The 18,890-nt window shown below is 63.4% G+C and carries 18 protein-coding genes, 1 pseudogene and 1 riboswitch; of the genes and pseudogenes, 9 read left to right on the top strand and 10 right to left on the bottom strand.

All coding sequences use genetic code 11. The features are described 5' to 3' along the window. Positions 1 to 8: 8 nt before the first annotated feature. Both HF916_RS35330 and HF916_RS35325 read right to left on the bottom strand, forming a co-directional pair. Positions 9 to 218, bottom strand: coding sequence for a hypothetical protein (locus HF916_RS35330; protein WP_168793435.1), 210 nt, complete (start codon positions 216 to 218; stop codon positions 9 to 11). A 202-nt stretch (positions 219 to 420) separates the two neighbouring features. Then, positions 421 to 894 carry an Lrp/AsnC family transcriptional regulator gene (locus HF916_RS35325; protein ID WP_168795757.1) on the bottom strand — a complete coding sequence of 158 codons (474 nt, stop codon included), beginning with the start codon at positions 892 to 894 and terminating at the stop codon, positions 421 to 423. A 237-nt stretch (positions 895 to 1,131) separates the two neighbouring features. Here HF916_RS35325 and HF916_RS35320 point away from each other — a divergent pair, with 237 nt between their 5' ends. After that, positions 1,132 to 1,701 (top strand): cysteine dioxygenase, encoded by a 570-nt coding sequence (locus tag HF916_RS35320; protein WP_431311463.1) that lies wholly within the window; start codon positions 1,132 to 1,134, stop codon positions 1,699 to 1,701. A 159-nt stretch (positions 1,702 to 1,860) separates the two neighbouring features. Here HF916_RS35320 and HF916_RS35315 read toward each other — a convergent pair whose 3' ends face one another. The 4 genes from HF916_RS35315 to HF916_RS35300 all read right to left on the bottom strand — a co-directional run bounded on the left by HF916_RS35315 (position 1,861) and on the right by HF916_RS35300 (position 6,472). Beyond that, entirely contained in the window at positions 1,861 to 4,485 is a 2,625-nt protein-coding gene (locus HF916_RS35315) for a mechanosensitive ion channel family protein (protein WP_168793433.1), read from the bottom strand. Between the two features lie 178 nt (positions 4,486 to 4,663). Then, entirely contained in the window at positions 4,664 to 5,311 is a 648-nt protein-coding gene (locus HF916_RS35310; protein WP_168793432.1) for an NAD(P)-dependent oxidoreductase, read from the bottom strand. Between the two features lie 144 nt (positions 5,312 to 5,455). Then, entirely contained in the window at positions 5,456 to 5,911 is a 456-nt protein-coding gene (locus HF916_RS35305) for an Rrf2 family transcriptional regulator (protein WP_168793431.1), read from the bottom strand. An 87-nt stretch (positions 5,912 to 5,998) separates the two neighbouring features. Next, entirely contained in the window at positions 5,999 to 6,472 is a 474-nt protein-coding gene (locus tag HF916_RS35300) for a hypothetical protein (protein ID WP_168793430.1), read from the bottom strand. Positions 6,473 to 6,774: 302 nt separating this feature from the next. On the opposite strand from HF916_RS35300, the gene HF916_RS35295 reads away from it, so the two are divergent. Next, positions 6,775 to 7,356 (top strand): DJ-1/PfpI family protein, encoded by a 582-nt coding sequence (locus tag HF916_RS35295; protein ID WP_132374971.1) that lies wholly within the window; start codon positions 6,775 to 6,777, stop codon positions 7,354 to 7,356. Positions 7,357 to 7,497: 141 nt separating this feature from the next. Next, positions 7,498 to 7,821: a hypothetical protein gene (locus tag HF916_RS35290; RefSeq protein ID WP_168793429.1), complete on the top strand. Its 324-nt coding sequence runs from the start codon at positions 7,498 to 7,500 to the stop codon at positions 7,819 to 7,821. 3 nt (positions 7,822 to 7,824) lie between these two features. On the opposite strand, the gene HF916_RS35285 is transcribed toward HF916_RS35290, so the two are convergent. Then, the gene (locus tag HF916_RS35285; RefSeq protein WP_168793428.1) at positions 7,825 to 9,570 is read right to left on the bottom strand and encodes a sensor histidine kinase; all 1,746 of its coding nucleotides are present in this window, start codon (positions 9,568 to 9,570) and stop codon (positions 7,825 to 7,827) included. A 402-nt stretch (positions 9,571 to 9,972) separates the two neighbouring features. Here HF916_RS35285 and HF916_RS35280 point away from each other — a divergent pair, with 402 nt between their 5' ends. The 3 genes and pseudogenes from HF916_RS35280 to HF916_RS52145 all read left to right on the top strand — a co-directional run. Further along, complete coding sequence (locus HF916_RS35280) at positions 9,973 to 11,160, top strand: ammonium transporter (RefSeq protein WP_168793427.1); 1,188 nt, start codon at positions 9,973 to 9,975, stop codon at positions 11,158 to 11,160. A gap of 325 nt (positions 11,161 to 11,485) precedes the next feature. Continuing rightward, a riboswitch (Fluoride riboswitch) is annotated at positions 11,486 to 11,547 on the top strand. A gap of 78 nt (positions 11,548 to 11,625) precedes the next feature. Further along, on the top strand, positions 11,626 to 12,006 hold the full coding sequence (gene crcB / locus HF916_RS35275) for a fluoride efflux transporter CrcB (RefSeq protein ID WP_168793426.1): 381 nt from the start codon (positions 11,626 to 11,628) through the stop codon (positions 12,004 to 12,006). A gap of 348 nt (positions 12,007 to 12,354) precedes the next feature. Next, a pseudogene (locus HF916_RS52145) lies at positions 12,355 to 12,540 on the top strand (hypothetical protein); the annotation flags it as partial. Here HF916_RS52145 and HF916_RS35270 read toward each other — a convergent pair. Both HF916_RS35270 and HF916_RS35265 read right to left on the bottom strand, forming a co-directional pair. Then, a complete protein-coding gene (locus tag HF916_RS35270; protein ID WP_168793425.1) occupies positions 12,488 to 13,393 on the bottom strand; it encodes a LysR family transcriptional regulator in 906 nt (301 codons plus the stop codon). The pseudogene HF916_RS52145 and the gene HF916_RS35270 overlap by 53 nt on opposite strands. A 177-nt stretch (positions 13,394 to 13,570) precedes the next feature. Beyond that, on the bottom strand, positions 13,571 to 14,473 hold the full coding sequence (locus tag HF916_RS35265; RefSeq protein ID WP_168793424.1) for a LysR family transcriptional regulator: 903 nt from the start codon (positions 14,471 to 14,473) through the stop codon (positions 13,571 to 13,573). A 172-nt stretch (positions 14,474 to 14,645) separates the two neighbouring features. Here HF916_RS35265 and HF916_RS35260 point away from each other — a divergent pair, with 172 nt between their 5' ends. Continuing rightward, a complete protein-coding gene (locus HF916_RS35260) occupies positions 14,646 to 15,899 on the top strand; it encodes an MFS transporter (protein ID WP_168793423.1) in 1,254 nt (417 codons plus the stop codon). Between the two features lie 11 nt (positions 15,900 to 15,910). Further along, positions 15,911 to 16,798 (top strand): amidohydrolase family protein, encoded by an 888-nt coding sequence (locus tag HF916_RS35255; protein ID WP_168793422.1) that lies wholly within the window; start codon positions 15,911 to 15,913, stop codon positions 16,796 to 16,798. A 1,022-nt stretch (positions 16,799 to 17,820) separates the two neighbouring features. Here the strand turns inward: HF916_RS35255 and HF916_RS35250 are convergent. Next, the gene (locus HF916_RS35250) at positions 17,821 to 18,102 is read right to left on the bottom strand and encodes a hypothetical protein (protein WP_168793421.1); all 282 of its coding nucleotides are present in this window, start codon (positions 18,100 to 18,102) and stop codon (positions 17,821 to 17,823) included. 426 nt (positions 18,103 to 18,528) lie between these two features. Here HF916_RS35250 and HF916_RS35245 point away from each other — a divergent pair, with 426 nt between their 5' ends. Further along, positions 18,529 to 18,747, top strand: a complete 219-nt coding sequence (locus HF916_RS35245; protein ID WP_168793420.1) for a hypothetical protein — start codon at positions 18,529 to 18,531, stop codon at positions 18,745 to 18,747. Positions 18,748 to 18,890 lie beyond the last annotated feature (143 nt).

Genomic DNA, 18,890 nt, shown 5'->3' with positions numbered 1-18,890 from the left:
ATGTCGCTCTACTGAGCCACGCCGCTTGCCGGTTTGGCGGCATTGGCCGCTGCGGCCGCATCCGATGTAATCGACGGCGCCGGTGCATTCTGGCTGTCGAAATCGTGCTTTTCCTTGATGGCGTTATAGAAGAGCGTGGCGATCACCAGCAGCACCGCGACCACGATGAAGACAGCAATGCCAAAGGTCGGGTTCTTCTTGCGCGGCGGTTTGTTCATGAGGCGGGCTCGGTTCGCGAGGCAGTCGCGGATGGTGTCTGGGAAGGCGGCATTCTACGCCCACTGAGCTTGCACACGGCTTGCAGTGGGCGGCCTCAGTGGCATGACGCGCGAGCTTGCCGGAAAGCTTCAACGGCCAACCAGGCGCGCCATACGACTCGCTGTCTGAAGAGCAGCAAACGACGCACCCGCCCCCTTCCACCTACCTCACCACGGCGGGCCGCACCGGCAGCGCCGTCGAATACTTGATCTGCTCCATTGCAAAACTCGAACTCACGTCATACAGCGGCACCGCGGCGATCAACTGCTTGTAGACACGGTCGTAGTCGTCGATATCGGACACCACCACGCGCAGCAGGTAATCGGTCTCGCCGCTCATCCGGTACACCTCCACCACTTCCGGAATCTCCTGCACCGCACGTGTAAAGGTTCGCGCCCACTCCTCCGTGTGCTGATTGGTGCGTACCGCGACGAACACCGTCGTGCCCACGCCGAGTTTGCGCGCGTCGCAAAGCGCGACCTGCGCGCGGATCACGCCCGCCTCTTTCAGACGCTGCAGCCGCTTCCAGCAAGGCGTTTGCGACAGATTCACGCGTTGCGCCAACTCGGCGATCGGCATGGTCGCGTCCTCCTGAAGCAACTCCAGCAGCTTCCGGTCGATGATATCCATTCCCATCATGACACCCCCATAGGAAATTATTCTACTTTTCAGATTCCAAGGGGAATTATATGGAAACTCTTTCTCCAGGCAAACCGGTATAAATATCGCTATCCGAAAATAACCGATGAGCAGCCCTGCCGCTGCCTGACCATCATGAGCCAAGACCTCCGCTCTGCATCCCTCGAACGCCTTCCAGTCCAACGCGTGCAGCCCGTTAAAACGGCTCTGGCGGGCTCTCGTGAACAGGTGGACATGCTGTTGCGCGCCGTGCGCAACGCGCCGCTCGCGCGCCTCTGCGATGCCCTGGACGCGATATTCGACGCCTGCGCCCACTTCCCCGAACCGTCGGATTCGACCTTCTTCGCGCGCAGCATGCGCATCGCGCTCGCCGACGCGGCGGCGAACCCCGATTTACTCACGCCGGCGCAGCGCGAAGGCTCGGTCGAGAAGTACCGGCGTCATCTTCTGGCTGCCGATCCGCACGGCCGTTATGCGATCGCCGCGCTGGTGTGGCTGCCGCAACAGGCGAGCCCCGTGCATGCGCATCACACGTGGTGCGGCTACGCGGTGGTGGACGGCACGCTGAGCGAAACGGTATTCGAATGGAACGGCGCGCAGCATTGCGCGAGCGCCTCGCGTACGCAAGCGCGCAAGCCGGGCGCGGTGTCGTTCGTGCGCGGCGGCCGCGGCGGGATTCATCAGTTGGGTAATCGCAGCGATGCCCCCGCCGTTTCGCTGCATATTTACGGCGTCGCAGGCGCCCAGATCGCGACGCACGTCAACGACATCGTGCGTGCGGCGAATGTGCCGGCGTTGGCCTGAAGCGATACGGCGCGCGTGCCTGACACCGTGCGCCTGACGATCTAGTGATGCGGGGCGGAGGCCTCGCACCCTTCCAAAAAAGCCACGCAGCCTCACGCTCTACCGGTGCTAGGCCAACGCCTCGCGCCTTTCCTCAAACGCCACGCATCGCGTGCGCAATCAACTCTTCCCACCCGCCTCGCCTGCCGTCGGAATCTGCGGCGGAATCGGCGCGCTTTGCCCGGTCGGCGGCGGCGCCGGCCGCGGTTCATGCGACACATCGCGCGCCACCGCAAGCGGCGCATGCACCGCCCGCGCCGCCGACGCCGCCCCGGCCTGCGCATGCTCACGCGCATGCGGAGCGAATCCCGACACTTCGTCGTCCTGCAAAGGCTGCCCTTCGCTATCCTTCGACGACGTGTACACACGCATCTGCGGCACCGGAATCTCGATGCCCGCTTCGTCCATCTTGCGTTTGAGACGCAAATTGAAGGCGCGCGCCACGCTCCACTGCTGCAACGGCCGCGTCTTGATCTGCCCTTTCACGACCATCCAGTTCGGATCGAAACGGTCCAGCCCCCACACCTCGATCGGTCCAAGCATCTCGCGCCGGTAACGGAAGTCGGCCATCAGATCGGCGCCGACTTCGCGAATCAGTTGCGTGATCTGATCGACGTCGGTGGTGAACGACATGCGCACTTCGAATACCGCATACGCGAAGTCGCGCGACAGGTTCTTGACGATCTTGATCTGCGAAAACGGGATCGCGTGAATGGCGCCCTGGCCGTCGCGCAGCCGCACGGTACGGATCGACAGATGCTCGACCGTGCCCGCATGGCCGCCGTCCACGTCGATCCAGTCGCCCACCGAAATCGTATCCTCGATGATGATGAACAGCCCTGTGATCAGATCGGTCACGAGCGACTGCGCGCCGAAGCCGATCGCGAGGCCGATCACGCCGGCACCCGCCAGCAGCGGCGTGACATTGATGCCGAGATTCGCCGCCGTGACGATGCCGGCGATCGTCATGATCGAGACCAGCAGCACGTTGCGCACCAGCGGCAGCATCGTGCGGGCGCGCATGCTCGGCGCGCGCGCCTTGTTGCGCGGCCCGGCGGGATTAAGCGCCTCGGTGATCGCGGTGTCGACCAGAATCCACAGCAGCCAGGCAATGAACACAGTGGCGACGATCGCCGTCACCGCATGCGCGATACCGCGCGCGGCGACGTTTTCCTCGACCACCTCTGCGAGCGACACGCCCCACAAACGGGCCGCGAGTTCGAAGAAGAAAAGCCAGATGAAGAGCGTCAGCAGCGTGCCGAAAAAGCGCAGCAAACGCGTCAGATATGGCGAGCGGCGGCGCGTGCGCGCACTGCGCGGACGCGTCAGACGCAACACGACGGCCGACAGGAAAAACGCCAGCACCAGCAGGGCCGCGGTTACCACCGAAATCTGCAAGACGTTTTCGCTGGAGCCCGAACCGCCGAGCGTAGCGACCACCGAGGCGGTCGCCAGCACCAGCACGGGCACGTGCCACAGCGCGGCGAGCACCTCGAAGGCGTCGGTCGCGGCCTTGTGATTAGTGCGTTGCTCGTAAGGGCGGTTGCGAATCAGATGCGCGACCGGCCGGCGAAACGCGAGCGCGAAATAGCCGGTAAGCACAGCGGCCGTCATGTTGGCCGCTGTCGAAATCAACGCGGCGAGGTTCGAGCCGAGCTGATGCGCGACGTCGTAATTGACAGCGGCGTCGCCGAGCGCGCCGCACACGCCGACCACGAACAGCACGCGCCGTGCATGATCGATCAGCAGGCGCACCGCGATCCGCCGATGCCCCGAGCCGAACAGCGAAAACATGATCAGACAGATCGCCGAAAACACCGCGCCGGCGACGATCGCATAGGCGACCACCATGCCGAGCGTGCGGCCAAGCGCGTCGGGCATGGCGCGCACGAACAGCAACGCGGCCACGAAGGCGATGATCCAGGGTCCGACGCGGCGCAGCGCGAAGATCAGCAGTTCGCGCGTGGTGGGATTCGGCTGCAGTCCCATGACGATGCCGAAGCGCCGGTACAGGCGGTGCTGCACATAGATCAGCGCGCCGGCACATGCGCCCCAGCCGGCCAGCATTGCCGCCATCGAAAACAGAATCCGCCCGAAGCTCTCATGCCCCTGCCCCGAAATGATCGTGTAGAGCTCGTTGCCGGCCGCGTTAAAGCGGCCGCCCCAATAGCGGACCGGCGTGCGGCCCTGATGCACATCGGATTCGAACGACGCGATGCCCGACGCGATCGCGCCGAGCAGACCGGGGCTCGGTTGCGCGGGCGCCGGCGGCGCGACGTTTTTCGAGACGTCGCGCAACTTTTTGAGCTGGGCGACGAGCGCGCTGCGCTGGCGATCGTTGTCGAGCGTGGAGATCACGCTGTCGAGCGAGCGCGCCAATTCCGCCTGACTCGCCGGCGACGGCGCGGACGCCGCCTCCGCCGCCGAAGCGCCTGAAGCGGAGGACGCTGGCGTCGCCGACACCGTCGCGCTGTTGATCAGGCTCTGCAAGGCCGGGATGACAGGCGTGCCGGTGGCCGCGCCGGCGGCAAACGCCTTCGCGGGCAACCAGCCGACGCACAGGATCAGCGCGACAAAGACCGCGGCCGCCCATGCGCCGAGCCGCGCGGCGAGTGGCGGACGCGCGCCGCGGCGGGCATCGCATGCGCTACGGTCAGAAGAAAAATGAAAGGCGGCGTGGGTCGCCGGCTGCTCGCCGTTGGACGGCGCAGCCCCGGACTCAGGCCGCGACGGGCATGACTGCATGGCAATCCGTAAGAAAACGGGAGACGCCAGTGTATCCGCAGTTTTATCGGGAGCGACCGAACTTGCGTAACCGAATGTTAGGACGCTTGCGCGGGCTCAAGCGACGTGGGGACCGCGCGTGGGTCCTGACGTCGCGCTTGCAGCTCCCGCGCGCGGTCCGTTCAGCCTCGTTTCAAGCTCAATAAGCGACCGTTGCGATCTGGCGGATGAAATGACCCTGCTCCAGTTCATCGACGAAAGCAATGGCGTAATCTTCCGCGGAAATGCGGCTATTGCCCTCGGCGTCGGCCAGCAGCGTGTTCGCGCCCGTGCGGAATTTGCCAGTACGCTCGCCCGGCGCGATGATCGCGGCCGGCGCGAAAAAGGTCCAGTCGAGGTCGGTCACGCCGCGGTAGTCGTCGAAGACCTTCCGATGCGCGAGCGCGATAGGCTTGTAGGCGTCAGGAAAACCTTCCGAATCGACCAGTTGCTTGCCCGGCGCCACTTCGAGCGAACCCGCGCCGCCCACCACGACGAGGCGCTTCAGGCCCGCCGCGCGCACGCCTTCGACGAGCGCGTGAGTCGCTTTGTCGAGCGCTGCGAGATCGTCTTGCGGCGGCGCATAGGCGCTCGCCACCACGTCGTGACCGCGCACCGCCGCACCGACACTCGCGGCATCGAGCAGATCAGCTTGCGCCGCTTTCAGGTTCGCCACATCGGTCGGCACGCGCGCCGGATTGCGCGCCAGCGCCGTCACCTGATGCCCACGGCGGGCTGCTTCGGCGGCGATCCGCGAACCAACCATGCCGGTGGCGCCGAACAACGCGATCTTCAATTGTTTGCTCATTTTCACTGCTCCTGTCATTAGCTTATGTGTAACTACATCGATTACATATTACGAGGAAAAAAGAGGGGCTTGAGCCCCCGTTCGTTGAGAAGCGCGTGTTGCGATTGACCGCCACGCGCCCTTCCGTACTGCTTTTTTGCTACGTCACGCGTGCGAGCGCTTCTTGCGTTCGCGCAGCTTCTCGGCACGCACCACGTCAGCCGTGGCATCGGCCAGCGTGCGCGCGCCGAGCGAGGCTTCCATGGCTTGCTGCGCTTCGTCGATGATGCCGCGCAGTACGCCCTGAATGTTGCGCCCGACCATGCACGCCGGATTCGGCTCTTCGCGATGCAACGCGAATAACTGCGCGTCGTCTACCGCACGATACACCTCGAGCAGCGTGATCTGCTCAGGGGCCCGGGCCAGCAGCGCGCCGCCGCCCGCGCCGAGCTGCGAAGTGGTGAGGCCCGCCTCCGCCAGCATGCTCAGAAGCCGCCGGATCAGCGCGGGATTCGTGTTCACGCTGCCCGCGATCATGTCCGACGATAACGGTGCGCCCTCCTGCAACGACAGCAGCGCGAGCACATGCACCGCGAATGCAAACCGGCTACTCGTGTTCACAACAAACCCGCCCGGCGACGACAATGTGTAACCATGGTAATTACATTTAATCGAACTGTCAAACGATGTGGCAATCCCGCCGGCATGTCACTTGTCCATCTGCTTTTGTGCATCGCCCGAATCGCCCGATGACGACGAAGCCGAAGCATTCGCCGACGACGCCGAGCTTTGCGCCGACCATTCCTGGAGCTTGCGCCCCGCCGATTCGAGCCCCTGCCCGGTCAGCGACGCAGCCTTGCCGAGTTGCGCATTGGTGGCGCTCGCCGCGCTTTGCAGATTGGCTTGCGCGGTCGAAGCCAACGCGTTGGGGTCGATATTGATCGTGGGCGCCGAGGCCGATTCGAGGTTCTGCTGCGCGGCGGACTTGGTTGCGTCGACCTGCTGGCCGACGTAGCTGGCTGCCTGATCGAGCTTCTGACCGGCGACCTGGGCCGCGTCGTTGAGCTTGCCGGCAACCTGCCCGGCGGACGCGTCGTTCTTCTGACAGGCGGCGAGGCCGCCGAACACGACGGCCACGAACGCGGCACGGCGCAGCAAGGATGAACGGATGGACGAAATCATGATTGTGTGTGAGCCGCGTCGAGCGGCTTCCGCATGCGAAAACGCGCCAATGATACGCCGTTGCGCTGCACGTGCTCCTTAACGAGCACCTGGAAGCCCGCTGGCTCGAAGCAGCGCCGCGCTCAGCCTTACGCCGGCGCTGAGTTCCACGGGGCCGGACGCGCGCCGTTCGATCGTGTCCATTGCGTGATCCGTCGCGGTTTTGTCAAACGTAGTGGAGTAGACTGCCTGAGCTTAGGTACTTCAATGAGTGAGCGTCAAAGAGCATTCGCTGTGTTCCGTTGATCAATTGGAGGCATACGATGGCGGCAAAGAAGATTCTGTTTCTGACCGGCGACTTCGCCGAGGATTACGAAACGATGGTGCCGTTTCAGGCGCTGCAGGCAGTCGGCCATGTGGTCGACGCAGTCTGCCCGAACAAGAAGGCGGGCGACCGGATCAAGACCGCGATTCACGATTTCGAAGGCGATCAGACCTACACTGAAAAACCCGGCCATCAATTCACGCTCAACGCCACCTTCGACGACGCCGACCCGCGCCAATACGACGCGCTCGCGATCGCCGGCGGCCGCGCGCCGGAGTATCTGCGGCTCAATCACAAGGTGATCGAACTCGTGCGGCAATTCGCCGAAGCCGGCAAGCCGATCGCGGCCATTTGCCACGCCGCGCAACTGCTGGCCGCCGCCGACGTGATCCGCGGCAAACGCATTTCCGCCTACCCGGCCTGCGCGCCCGAAGTGAAGCTGGCGGGCGGTGAATACGCCGACATTCCCGTCGACGCCGCGATCACCGACGCCAATTTCGTCACCGCACCGGCTTGGCCCGCGCATCCCGAGTGGCTGCGCCAATTCCTCGTGCTGCTCGGCACGCGCATCGAACTCTGATCTGTCTGCCTGATCCATCGGCGAGCGCCTTGTCCTTGCGGCAACGCGCGCTCGCCAAAATTCCCCTTATTTGAGACTAGTCCGATAGTTCGTAGCGGAAGGCTTTCCTATAGTCGCGGACTGACTTGGGAGTGTTTTTCTATGGAACTGACCGACTGGATCGTCATTCTCGTCGTCGTGTTGATGGCGATTGCCTTTTTCTGCGGACGCACGCCGGCCAACTGGTCGCGCGAAAACCGCGCGCGTCGTCTGGCAGGCACGCGCATGCTGTTTCAGGCCGCGTGTTCGGTATGGGCTGCGCTGCTGATCGCCGCGCGCGGCCTCTTTGCGCTGGACGGGCTGCTCGGTCTGCGCCCGGCGCCGCTGGAAGCCCTGACGGGCGTTACGATCCTGATAGCCTGCGGCTGCTACTGGTCGATTCGCGGCAGCAAACTGCTCAAACCACGCCGTCTCTTTACCGCGTAACGACTACGGCGTACTGATGCCGGGCCGCGCATCCGCCGCATGCGCGGCGCCGCCACTTCCACTCCTTCGATCGCGATCTTCCGGGCTCGGGCGGGCATCACGAATGGTTTGAACACTCGTCACCACCAGTGGCGCTGGCGCGCCGCCAGCCTGCTTCGCGATCCGCGCTTCGGCTTCAGGCAGCGACAGATAGAACGTCGTGCCCACACCTTCTTTCGACTCCGCCCACACCCGTCCGCCGTGCCGCTCCACCACGCGGCGCACGAGCGCGAGGCCGATGCCCTCGCCCGCCGCCACATTGCCGTGCAAGCGCTGAAACGCGTTGAATAGCCGCGGCAAGGCGACCGCCGGAATCCCCAGGCCGTTGTCCCTCACGTAGAAGATCCGCAGCGAGTGCACGCCCGGCGGCGCCGGTGTCGTACCGATCTCGATTCTGCCTTCCCGCGATGGGTCCAGATAGTTCACCGCGTTGCCGATCAGGTTCGCGAACACCTGCTCCAGCGCGGTGGGGTCGCCCCACACGGCGGGCAATTCGTCCACCCTGACCAGAGCCCGGCGCGCGCGGATCGAACCTTGCATCGCGTCGATGACGCGCGGCACGATATCGCGCACCTCGACCTTCTGCTGCCGATACTCCACCCGGCCGACGCGCGACAGCCGCAACAGCGCGTCGATGATGTGCGAAGCGCGCAGCACCGCCGTCTGCAAATAGTGCAGCGCTTCGCCGATGTCCTCGTCGACCACCCGCTCGATGCGCTGCCGCGTCTCGGCCGCGAGCGACGACTCGCGCACCGCGGCGCGCAGTTCGTCGCACGAGCGAATCAGTTCCTTCGAGAAGCCTTGCAGATTCACCAGCGGCGCACGCAGATCGTGCGACACACTGTAGATAAACATTTCGTTTTCCTGAGTCTGCTGGCGCAAGGTCTCGTTGATCCGCGCCAGTTCGCCGGTGCGGCGCGCAAGATCGGCCCGGAAGCGCGCCTGGATGCGCTCGGCTTCGAGCAGGCGCCGGCTGGTCTCGTGCAAGGTCAGATCGAGGCGCGCGATCTCGTCGCGGCCGGGGCCGATCGGCGCCAGCGGTTCATTGCCCGCGAGGCGCCCGGCGTTGTCGGCGAGGACTGCGAGCCGGCCGCGCACGCCGCGCGTGAACAACCAGACGGCCAGCGCGACGAACAGCAAGGAGCCGAACACAGCCGCGACCACCAGGGTCTGCTGCCGCTCGCGGGCGGCGTCGGCGGCATTCGAACGCAGTGTGTCGAGGCGCCGCTCTTCCGCCTGAAACGCCGCGAGTTGCTGACGAAACCGGTCGAGCACATCGGACGGCGCGAGGTCGCGGAAGCGCGCGAGCACGTCGCGCCGCCGGCCCGAATGCAGCATGTCCTGGATGCGATCCGACCATTGCCGGTAAGCCTGCACCGCCTGACGCACCTGAACCACGCGTTCGACTTGCGCCGGATTGTCGGCGACCAGTTCGGCCAGTTGATCGATCCGCCGGTCGACGTCCATCCACACCGACACCGGCGTGGTGAAACGGGCGTCGTTCGCGAGCACCGCGCCGCGCAGCGCCACCGACTCGCCCAGCACCGGATCGAGGATCGCGGTGGTCTGGCGCAGCACGTCCTGGCTATGGATGGCCCAGCGCTCCGCCTGTGTCGCATCCGACTGCGCCTTGACCAGTCCGGACAATAGCGCCAACTCGAAGAGGGCCGGAATCGCGATCAGCAACAGGCCTTTAGTGGTCAGTCTCATGCGTGCGCATTGGAGGTCGGTGGCCCGGCAGATCATGCTCGGGGACGGGACATTATGTCGGCGATTGTGCAGGAAAACAAAGAGCGCACGCCATCCACCAGGCATGCGCCGCCAGCGTGCACACCAGGCGCGCGCAAACGTCAGGTTTTTGAATTAAACGTAAATCAAATCGAATAATTCGCCCCGCTTTGGGTCGCACCGTCCGTCGCGGAAAACTTATGCACATTAATTGTGCGTTCTCGTGCGAGTTCAGGTGCAGACGGGGCCAACTGCACGTTGCTCAGAGTGGACGCTCACCCCCCATCCCGGTGCCGATTTGCACCTTGCCGACGCGCTACAGCACAAGTTTGGCCCACTTCTTGCATTCATTGCCCGCTTTTTTGGCATAAGCAGGACACATCGATGGAAAGTTTGAAAACCGGCACCGATACCCTCTTCCTTTTGCTCGGTGCCGCCATGGTGCTGGCCATGCACGCAGGGTTCGCGTTTCTTGAACTTGGGACGGTACGCAAAAAGAATCAGGTCAATGCACTGGTCAAGATTCTGGTGGATTTCTCGGTCTCGACGATCGCGTATTTCTTCATCGGCTACACCATCGCGTACGGCGTGCAGTTCTTCGGCAGCGCCGAGTCGCTGGCAGCCCACAACGGCTACGCGCTGGTGCGGTTCTTCTTCCTGCTGACGTTCGCCGCCGCGATTCCCGCGATCGTGTCCGGCGGCATCGCCGAGCGTTCGAAGTTCAACCCGCAACTCTTCGCGACGTTCGTGCTGGTCGGCTTCGTCTATCCGTTCTTCGAAGGGATCGCGTGGAACAACCGGTTCGGCATCCAGGACTGGCTCGCCCATGTGTTCGGCGTGCCGTTCCACGACTTCGCCGGCTCAGTCGTCGTGCACGCGTTCGGCGGCTGGGTCGCGTTGCCGGCCGTGCTGCTGCTGGGCGCCCGTCACGGCCGCTACCATCGCGATGGTGGTATTGCAGCGCATCCGCCTTCGAATATTCCGTTCCTCGCGCTCGGCGCCTGGGTACTGGCGGTCGGCTGGTTCGGCTTTAACGTGATGAGCGCGCAGACCATCGACAAGATCAGCGGCCTCGTCGCCGTCAATTCGCTGATGGCGATGGTCGGCGGCACGCTGACCGCGTGGCTCGCGGGCCGCAACGACCCCGGCTTCACGTACAACGGGCCGCTGGCCGGACTGGTGGCGGTCTGCGCCGGCTCCGACGTGATGCATCCGCTCGGCGCGCTGGTGACGGGCGGCGTCGCCGGGGTGCTGTTCGTTTATATGTTCACCTGCGTGCAGAACCGCTGGCGCATCGACGACGTGCTGGGCGTGTGGCCGTTGCACGGTTTGTGCGGCGCGTGGGGTGGCATCGCGGCAGGCATCTTCGGGCTGCGCGCGCTCGGCGGCCTGGGCGGCGTGTCGTTCGGTGCGCAGCTGGTGGGCACGCTGGGCGGAATCGTCGTGGCCACGCTCGGCGGCACGCTCGTGTACGGTGCGATCCGGCTGACCGTGGGGCTGAGGCTCGATCAGGAAGACGAGTACAACGGCGCCGATCTGTCGATTCATAAGATCTCGGCGACGTCGGAGTGAGGTCCGACCGGGAGCGCCGGCTGGCGCTTCCGGTGCGTGAACGAGTCGCGTCGGCGGCGTGCCAGTCGGATCCGAGTCGGAGCGTCTGTTGGCACTCTCGTCGCGTGAGCGGGTCGCACTGTGGCGTGCCGCTAACGTCAGGTCCGAGTGAAAGAGCATCGGCCGGCACTTTTCGCCGTGCGTGCGCGTCGCGCCGAGGGCTTTCTAAACCCGTCGCGTGAATCTCTTCAGCGCCGGACATGCAGCAATGCATCGGACAGCACATGCCAGCACCCCGTCCGTGACCGCCCCAACCTGTCCCCACATGCACGTGCCGATGTTAGACTTCCGCGCTGGAGATGGCATTCTCCCTTAACCGCCCTCGTGGCTGATGATGCCTGCTTCGTCCGGATGAACGCGGAGGCGGCATCGCGCTCCTCGCTCTGCCCGGTTTGTCGACACTCCGGTTTTGCCAGGCCTCCTCCCATGTATTGGTCCATTCTCGCTGTCGGCATCGGCGGCGCGCTCGGTTCGTTATTCCGCTGGTTTCTGGGCATTCGCCTGAACGGCGTCTTCAGCGGCATGCCGCTTGGCACTTTCGCCGCCAACGTCATTGCCGGCTATGTCATCGGCGTCGCGGTCGCAGGCTTCGCGCGGGCGCCGCAAATCGCGCCCGAATGGCGCCTGTTCGTCATCACCGGCTTGATGGGCGGCCTGTCGACTTTCTCGACTTTTTCAGCGGAAGTGGTGCAGCGCCTGCAGGACGGCCGGCTCGGCTGGGCGGCGGGCGAGATCGTGATTCACGTGGCCGCGTCGCTCCTGATGACCATTCTCGGCATCGCGACCGTGTCGCTGCTGTCGCGCTGAAATCGCGGCGAGCTGCGGCACTCGAGGCGCACGCCCCGCCGCCTCGCTTCGTGAAGTTCAGACATGCCCCTGCCGGCGCGACACGACCCGGTTCCTGCCAGCGCGTTTCGCCGTGTACAGCGCGCGATCCGCGCGTTCGAGCGCCGCACTGATGTCGTCGGTCGATTCCACGCCGCACACGCCGACGAGAACGAGTGAGCAATCGACCAGCGCGACGCGATCCCGCCGACAAGCGCTGACAGTTGCGAGCGCGGCCCAATGCTGGCGACCGCCTCCGGACCCACTACGAACGTCGGACCGCCCCCTACGCAGGTTCGCAAAATCACGCTGGATCAAACCCGCCGCCGTATCCTTGGAATCGATCGCTTCATGTCCGAAGCGCGCGCGTTGACGAATTTCATCGGCAATGCTGCGGCGACATTGGTGGTCGCCAAGTGGACCAGCGAACTGGACCGTTGCGGTCCGTCGAAACGGACGCGAACTAGCGTTGGTCGGCAAGTTGATTCGAATACAAGTCGATCAACCAGTCGATAAAAATGTCGACCCGCCTCGGCTTGGTCCGATTAGGCATATACACGACGGACACAGGGCGGGGATTCGACGGATAGTCTCTCAGCACCTTGTTCAGTCGACCGGATCGCACATGCGGGTCGAGCACAAAGGTACCTCCCTGTATCAGTCCGAGGCCCGCAAGCCCACATGCCACATAGGTATCTGCGTCGTTCACCAGGATCGAACTCTTCAGCGCAACCGAACGGACCTCGTTTCCCTCGAGAAACTCCCAACTTCTGATACGACCTGACTTCAGGGCGTAATTCACGCCGATGTGATTGCCGAGGTCATCCAGGGATAAGGGCTCGCCATGGGCCCGGATATAGTCGGGCGACGCGTAGGTCAGCGTCTTGTAATAGCCCACTGTCTTGGCGACTGCCCCGAGTTCGCTCACCGTTCCCACGCGCACAGCGCAGTCCAGCCCCTCTTCGATCAGATCGGGATGATGATCGGCAATGCTGATGTCCAGTTGAATTTCAGGATTGTTGGCGAAGAAATTCGGTAACTCCGGGATAACGACCGACTTCGCGACTAATGAAGGCATGCTGACGCGGACTATTCCGCTATTGCTTCCTTTGGAAGCCTGAGCGTCGGCGTCCATTTCGTCCAGATCCCGCAGAAGCGCGACGCAACGTTCGTAGTAGCGAATGCCTGCATCTGTCGGCTTGCTTCGACGAGTTGTTCGGATAAGAAGTTTCACGCCCAGGTCCGACTCGAGCGCCTGAACCATACGGGTAACATAGACTGTCGACGTATGCAGGACTTCAGCGGCTCTCGTGAAGTTAGTCGATTCGACCACCTTCACATACGCCTTCATTGCGGAAATCTTGTCCATTGTTTGTTGTCACGTCCTTCTTTGCATGTCGGGATTCGTTATTGGCACGGGGAAGGTCTGCACGGCGGGCATGTACGGATATTTAAGGATCGATTGTCGACCATCCGGACACCGCTGTCGAACGCCCGAATGGGGCCGCGACGCGGTCTGAAACCGCAGAATCCATTGACCATCCGTCTACGCCAGTGAGGTTGCCGGGTAAGGCTCGATCAATTCCGCGAAGCGGTCGGCGAGCGTCTGCCTCGCACGTGCAGGCCAGATCGCGCTGAGTTCGAAACGCGGCAGCGCTGCGCCGTCGATGATCTCGCACAACCTTACTCCGCTAAATTGCAAAGCCCGCACCGAACGCGGCAGCAGCGACACACCGCACCCCGCCGCGACGCACGCGAGCACGGTCAATGACCGGTTCGCGTCCTGCACGATCTCCACCGCGCAATCCGCCTGCCGGAACGCGCTCAGGATGCCGGCGCGAATGTTGGGTAACTGGCCCTGCGGAAACCATACGAGCCCGTGCTGCGCGAGATCGCGTAACGACACACTTGCGCCGGCCTCCAACGGAAACGTCGCCGGCAACACTGCGATCAATTGCTCCCGCGCGATCAGCTTCTCCCGCATCTTGCCCGCGACCGCCACCGGCGTATGCAGCAAGCCGATATCGATCTCCCCTTTCTCGAGCGCACTTGCCTGCTCGGCGTTGCTCATCTCGCGCAGCACCAACTCGACATCCGGCACCGAGGCGCGCAACGCCGCAATCGCGCGCGGCAGCACCTCGAACAGCGCCGCCGACGCGAAACCCACCGTCAGACGCCCTGCCCGTTGCGCGCCGATCTCGCGTGCGCGGTGCGAGGCGGCGTCGATTCTCGCGACGCTCATCCGCACGTCCTCGACGATCGCCAGCCCGGCGGCGGTCAGGTCGGCACCACGCCGCGTCCGGTTGAACAGCTTGACGCCCAGTTCCTTTTCCATGCGTGTGAGCGCCTGACTTAGCGCGGGTTGCGCGATGTTCAGCCGTTCGGCGGCGCGCGTGACGCTGCCCGCATCGGCGACGCAGAGGAAGTACTTCAGGTTGCGCGTGTCCATATTAAAACGATATGAAAAATGATCATTTGCATCATATATCTTTATCCACCCGCTCACTAGAATGGCTCCACGTGCGATGCCGCAAGCAGACCATCGTCACGAACAAATATCAGCCTTGCATGGGACCGGAGTAAGGCGCTAAAGCGCCAACTCTGATCGACAGGAGACAAAGATGAACTGGTACCGCGAAATATCACCGCTGGAAAAACGCACCCTGTGGAGCTGCTTTGCCGGTTGGGCGCTCGACGGCGTGGACACGCAGTTGTTCAGCCTCGTGATCCCGACCTTGCTCGTCACGTGGGGCATCGGCAAAGGCCAGGCCGGCTTGATCGGAGGTGCGACGCTAGTCGCCGGCGCGTTGGGTGGACTGCTTGCAGGCGTGCTGTCGGATCGGTACGGCCGCGTGCGCGCCTTGCAGATCACGGTGGTCTGGTTCTCACTCTTCACCTTTCTCAGCGCCTTCGCGCAGAACTTCGAACAGTTGCTGGTTCTCAAGGCTTTGCAAGGCGTGGGCTTTGGCGGCGAATGGACCGCGGGCGCCGTGCTGTTGAGCGAGACCATGCGCGCGGAGCATCGCGGCAAGGCGATGGGCATTGTGCAGAGCGCGTGGGGTTTTGGCTGGGCGGGCGCAGTGCTTCTGTACACGCTGGTTTTCTCGTTCGTGTCGCCGGATTGGGCGTGGCGCTTGCTGTTCGGCATCGGCGTGATTCCTGCCGGGCTCGTGCTTTATCTGCGCCGTAACGTGGTGGAACCGCCACGAGCCGCCGCGCCGGTGGTGTCGCCGAGACAGGCGCTCCCCGCCGCACGGAATATCTTCGACCGGTCGGTGATCCGCACGACAATCGTGGGCGCGCTGATCGGCGTCGGGGCGCACGGTGGCTATCACGCGATCACGACATGGCTGCCGACTTACCTCAAGACCGAGCGGCATCTGTCGGTGCTCGGCACCGGCGGGTATCTGGCCGTCATCATCACGGCGTTCATCTGCGGCTGCTTCGTGAGTGCGTGGCTCCAGGACCGGATCGGCCGCCGGCTCAACGTGATTCTCTTCGCCGTGTGCTGCATCGCGACGGTCAATCTCTACGTTTTCCTGCCGATGGGCGACACCGCCATGCTGTTCCTCAGCTTTCCGCTGGGCCTCTTTGCAGCCGGCATCCCCGCTACGCTCGGCGCACTGTTCAACGAACTTTACCCGCAAGGTATTCGCGGCACCGGCGTGGGCTTTTGCTACAACTTCGGACGGATCGTCTCGGCAGGTTTTCCGGTGCTGGTCGGACACATGGGCAACTCGATGCCACTCGGCTCGGCGCTCGGCATCGACGCCGGCATTGCCTACGGACTCGTGGTCGTGGCCGCGCTCATGCTGCCGGAAACGAAGAACCGCCGGATCGCGACGGTAGCGGCCAACGCCGCGAGCCGCGCCTAACGGGGATACCCATGATCGACGAACAGATTCAAACGATGCGGACACAGGACACTGCGGTGGCGGACAAGTGGTACCACACCAAAGATCTGCGGATCACTGCCATCGACGCGCACGCCCATGTATTCGTGCGCGGCTTGCCGCTTGCGCAGCAGCGCCGCCACGCGCCGGATTACGACGCAACGGTGGATGCCTACGCCGGTCACTTGCTGTCGAACGGCGTCTCGCACGCCGTGCTCGTGCAACCCAGTTTTCTCGGCACCGACAACTCCTTTTTCCTCGAGGTGGCGAAGCGCTATCCGCGACGTTTTCGCGGGGTGGCGGTCGTGGATTGCGCAGTCACCGATAGCGAGCTTGCACGGTTGAATAGCATGGGCGTGGTGGGTATCCGATTAAATCTCGTCGGCCTGACGCTTCCTCAACTGACTGCACCCGACTGGCAGCGGCTGTTCGCGCGTGTCAACGCGCTCGGCTGGCATGTCGAGGTTCACCGTCAAGCCGTGGACTTGCATGCCGTTGTCGGGCCGCTGCTCGAACAAGGCTGCACAGTCGTCGTGGATCACTTCGGCCGGCCCGATCCGCGCAGCGCCGCCGCCGATCCGGGCTTCAAGTACCTGTTGTCGCTTGCTGCTACCGGACGCGTCTGGGTGAAGCTGTCGGCGGCTTACCGGAGCGCGGTGAACGATGACGGTACAGCGTTGGGCACCGCTCTCGCGAGCCAGCTTCTCGGCGCTTACACGCCCGCGCGACTGGTCTGGGGCAGCGACTGGCCGCATACACAGCATCAGCAGCTCGTCGATTACACCGCTACCCGGCGGGCACTCGATCAATGGGTGCCGGACGCGGCGCAGCGCGAGTCTATTTTGACGAACTCGGCGCGCACGCTTTATCGATTCGAATGAGCGCTCGATCGGGCGGCGGCCAATTCGCCGGAGCGGCGCGGCGGCGACATTGTCGGCCGCAGGGCTGAATCCAAGAGTCCGGCGGCTATTTGCAGAGCATTGCGAGTGGTCAGGCGACCAATCCATGCTCGTGTTAAGGCCGGTCCCGGTCAGCAAAAATTGAACTGAAGCGCGCCTTGCCTACGGTTGAGGCCGCTCGGAACTTGCGCATTGGCCAATGTTCTTTAGCGGTCGTTCGGTCTTCCACCACCCTTCGCTCTTCGCCTGAAGAGCACACCGAATCCAAGCGCGACGAGCAAGGCCACCATCAGACCGGCGCTCATGCCCGTCGCGCCGCGCTTGTCATCCGGACCGGAAGCAGCGGAAGCGACAGCCGGTGAAGCGCTCTGCGTTTCAACCGGCTTCGGGAGCGCTACGCCAGCGGCACTTCCCTGGCGAACAAGAGAGGCCTCCGACGTTGGGGAGGCCTGAGATGCTATAGAGGGAACGGCGTCTGAAATCGGACCGACAGGAGCCATGTCAGTGGATGAAGCCATTGCCGGAGCCTGCGCAGCGCTAGAACTCGCTTCGGCAGACCTGGCCAGCGCCTTCCACTTTGCGAATACCGTATCAATGCAGTGAACGTCCGTGCAGGCGTTCCGCGATTGTCTCCACTGAGCGACTCGTTCGGGTGAGAGCTTTCCACTGCTCAGGAGAGCCTGTTGTTGCGCGGAGATATCGTCGTATTCATTGTTCAGGATGGCGTGGTCGCATATAACGCGTTCAGCCGGTTGTCGCGTGGTTGCACATTGAATATCGCTTGCCCATGCTCCGGTTGGACCAAAAGCCGCCATTGACAGCAGCACTGGCCAAAATCGCTTTAGATACACCGGCCCTCCTTGAATGTCGTTGCCTTGCTAAAAGTGCGGTCGCTCGTGAGCGAAATTCTAGATGCCTGTGACAGCGTCACGAGACCCCCGACAGTGCCGCCGCACGAAGCGGCACTCGGAGCAGATCACCGACTCTGGCTGCAGCCGCTGTTTTCATGCCACGGTTAAAAGAGACTTCGCCTGTTCAAGAAGAGCGTGTGACGCGGCAAACTCATTGCGTCCAGCCATTGTCAGCGCGACTTGACCCGTACGCACAAACAGATCGTCGTCAGATGTCGCGACGGCACTCACCTCGGGACCGAGACGGTCATATCGGCGAAAAAATGAGAGCATTTGCGACGCATCCGATCGCGAGTCCTTAGGACCCGCCTGGGCTAGAATCTCGGCGGCTGCAGCCAGTTGTCGCGTGGCCTGGAGGAATTCAGTACGGTCCATGACACTTGCCCCATGAGTCACCGTGGTCGATTGTTCGAAGAGTTTAGCGCAAGACTTTCCAACGCTGCCGACAGCGGTGGCTTGACGAGGCGATTGAGCTCCATCGTCCGCTTCGAATCCTCTCGCGGCCCCGTTGCGTCGCACACGTTTATGGTCCCTCCTGAGGCATATGGGCCGCTGCCTACACCATCGCCTCTTGACTGACGATTGCCGACCTGACTAGCCCCGCGCTTCACGCAAGTGTTGGCTTTGGAGGCAACATATAAGCTGAAACGTTCGTCTAAACCCAACATCGAGTCGTTCTTTCGCCCGCCCAAACCGGGCATCAACAAGGCGGGCGGCCCGGCTCGAATGGCAGCCCGGAAACTACCCTCTCCGTCGGCACGATCGTTGCAACTATGGCTGCCTCAACGGGAGGTTGCCATCATGTGCGTTTTGCAGGGTTTCGTTAATTCCATTCCGCTGCGTGCGTCTTCACTTGTCGCCGCCGCTGCTATCTCTATTGCGGTGGTCTGCGGCACTGGCATCGCAGCATTTGCTGGGTTGCTGCCCGAGTCGGATGATGTTGCCGTCGCAGTGACTGTGACACCGTTAATCGACATGCAAGTCGACGCTTATGTGCAGCGTGTCGCAACCGCGCATTGAACTGCCAGCCACAAAACAGGCGAGAACGCCGGAGACATGCACTGCTCAATCCGTGCGAGCTACCACGACGTCGGTGTTAGACAGCGGTCAGGAGCGCAGCACTCCTTTCAAGCGTCCCAGCTCAGCGGGTCTCGTATATGACC

The organism is Paraburkholderia aromaticivorans, assembly GCF_012689525.1.
Classification (GTDB): domain Bacteria; phylum Pseudomonadota; class Gammaproteobacteria; order Burkholderiales; family Burkholderiaceae; genus Paraburkholderia; species Paraburkholderia aromaticivorans_A.
The sequence above is the reverse complement of the archived record's forward strand: the minus strand, read 5'-3'. Positions and strand labels throughout refer to the sequence as shown.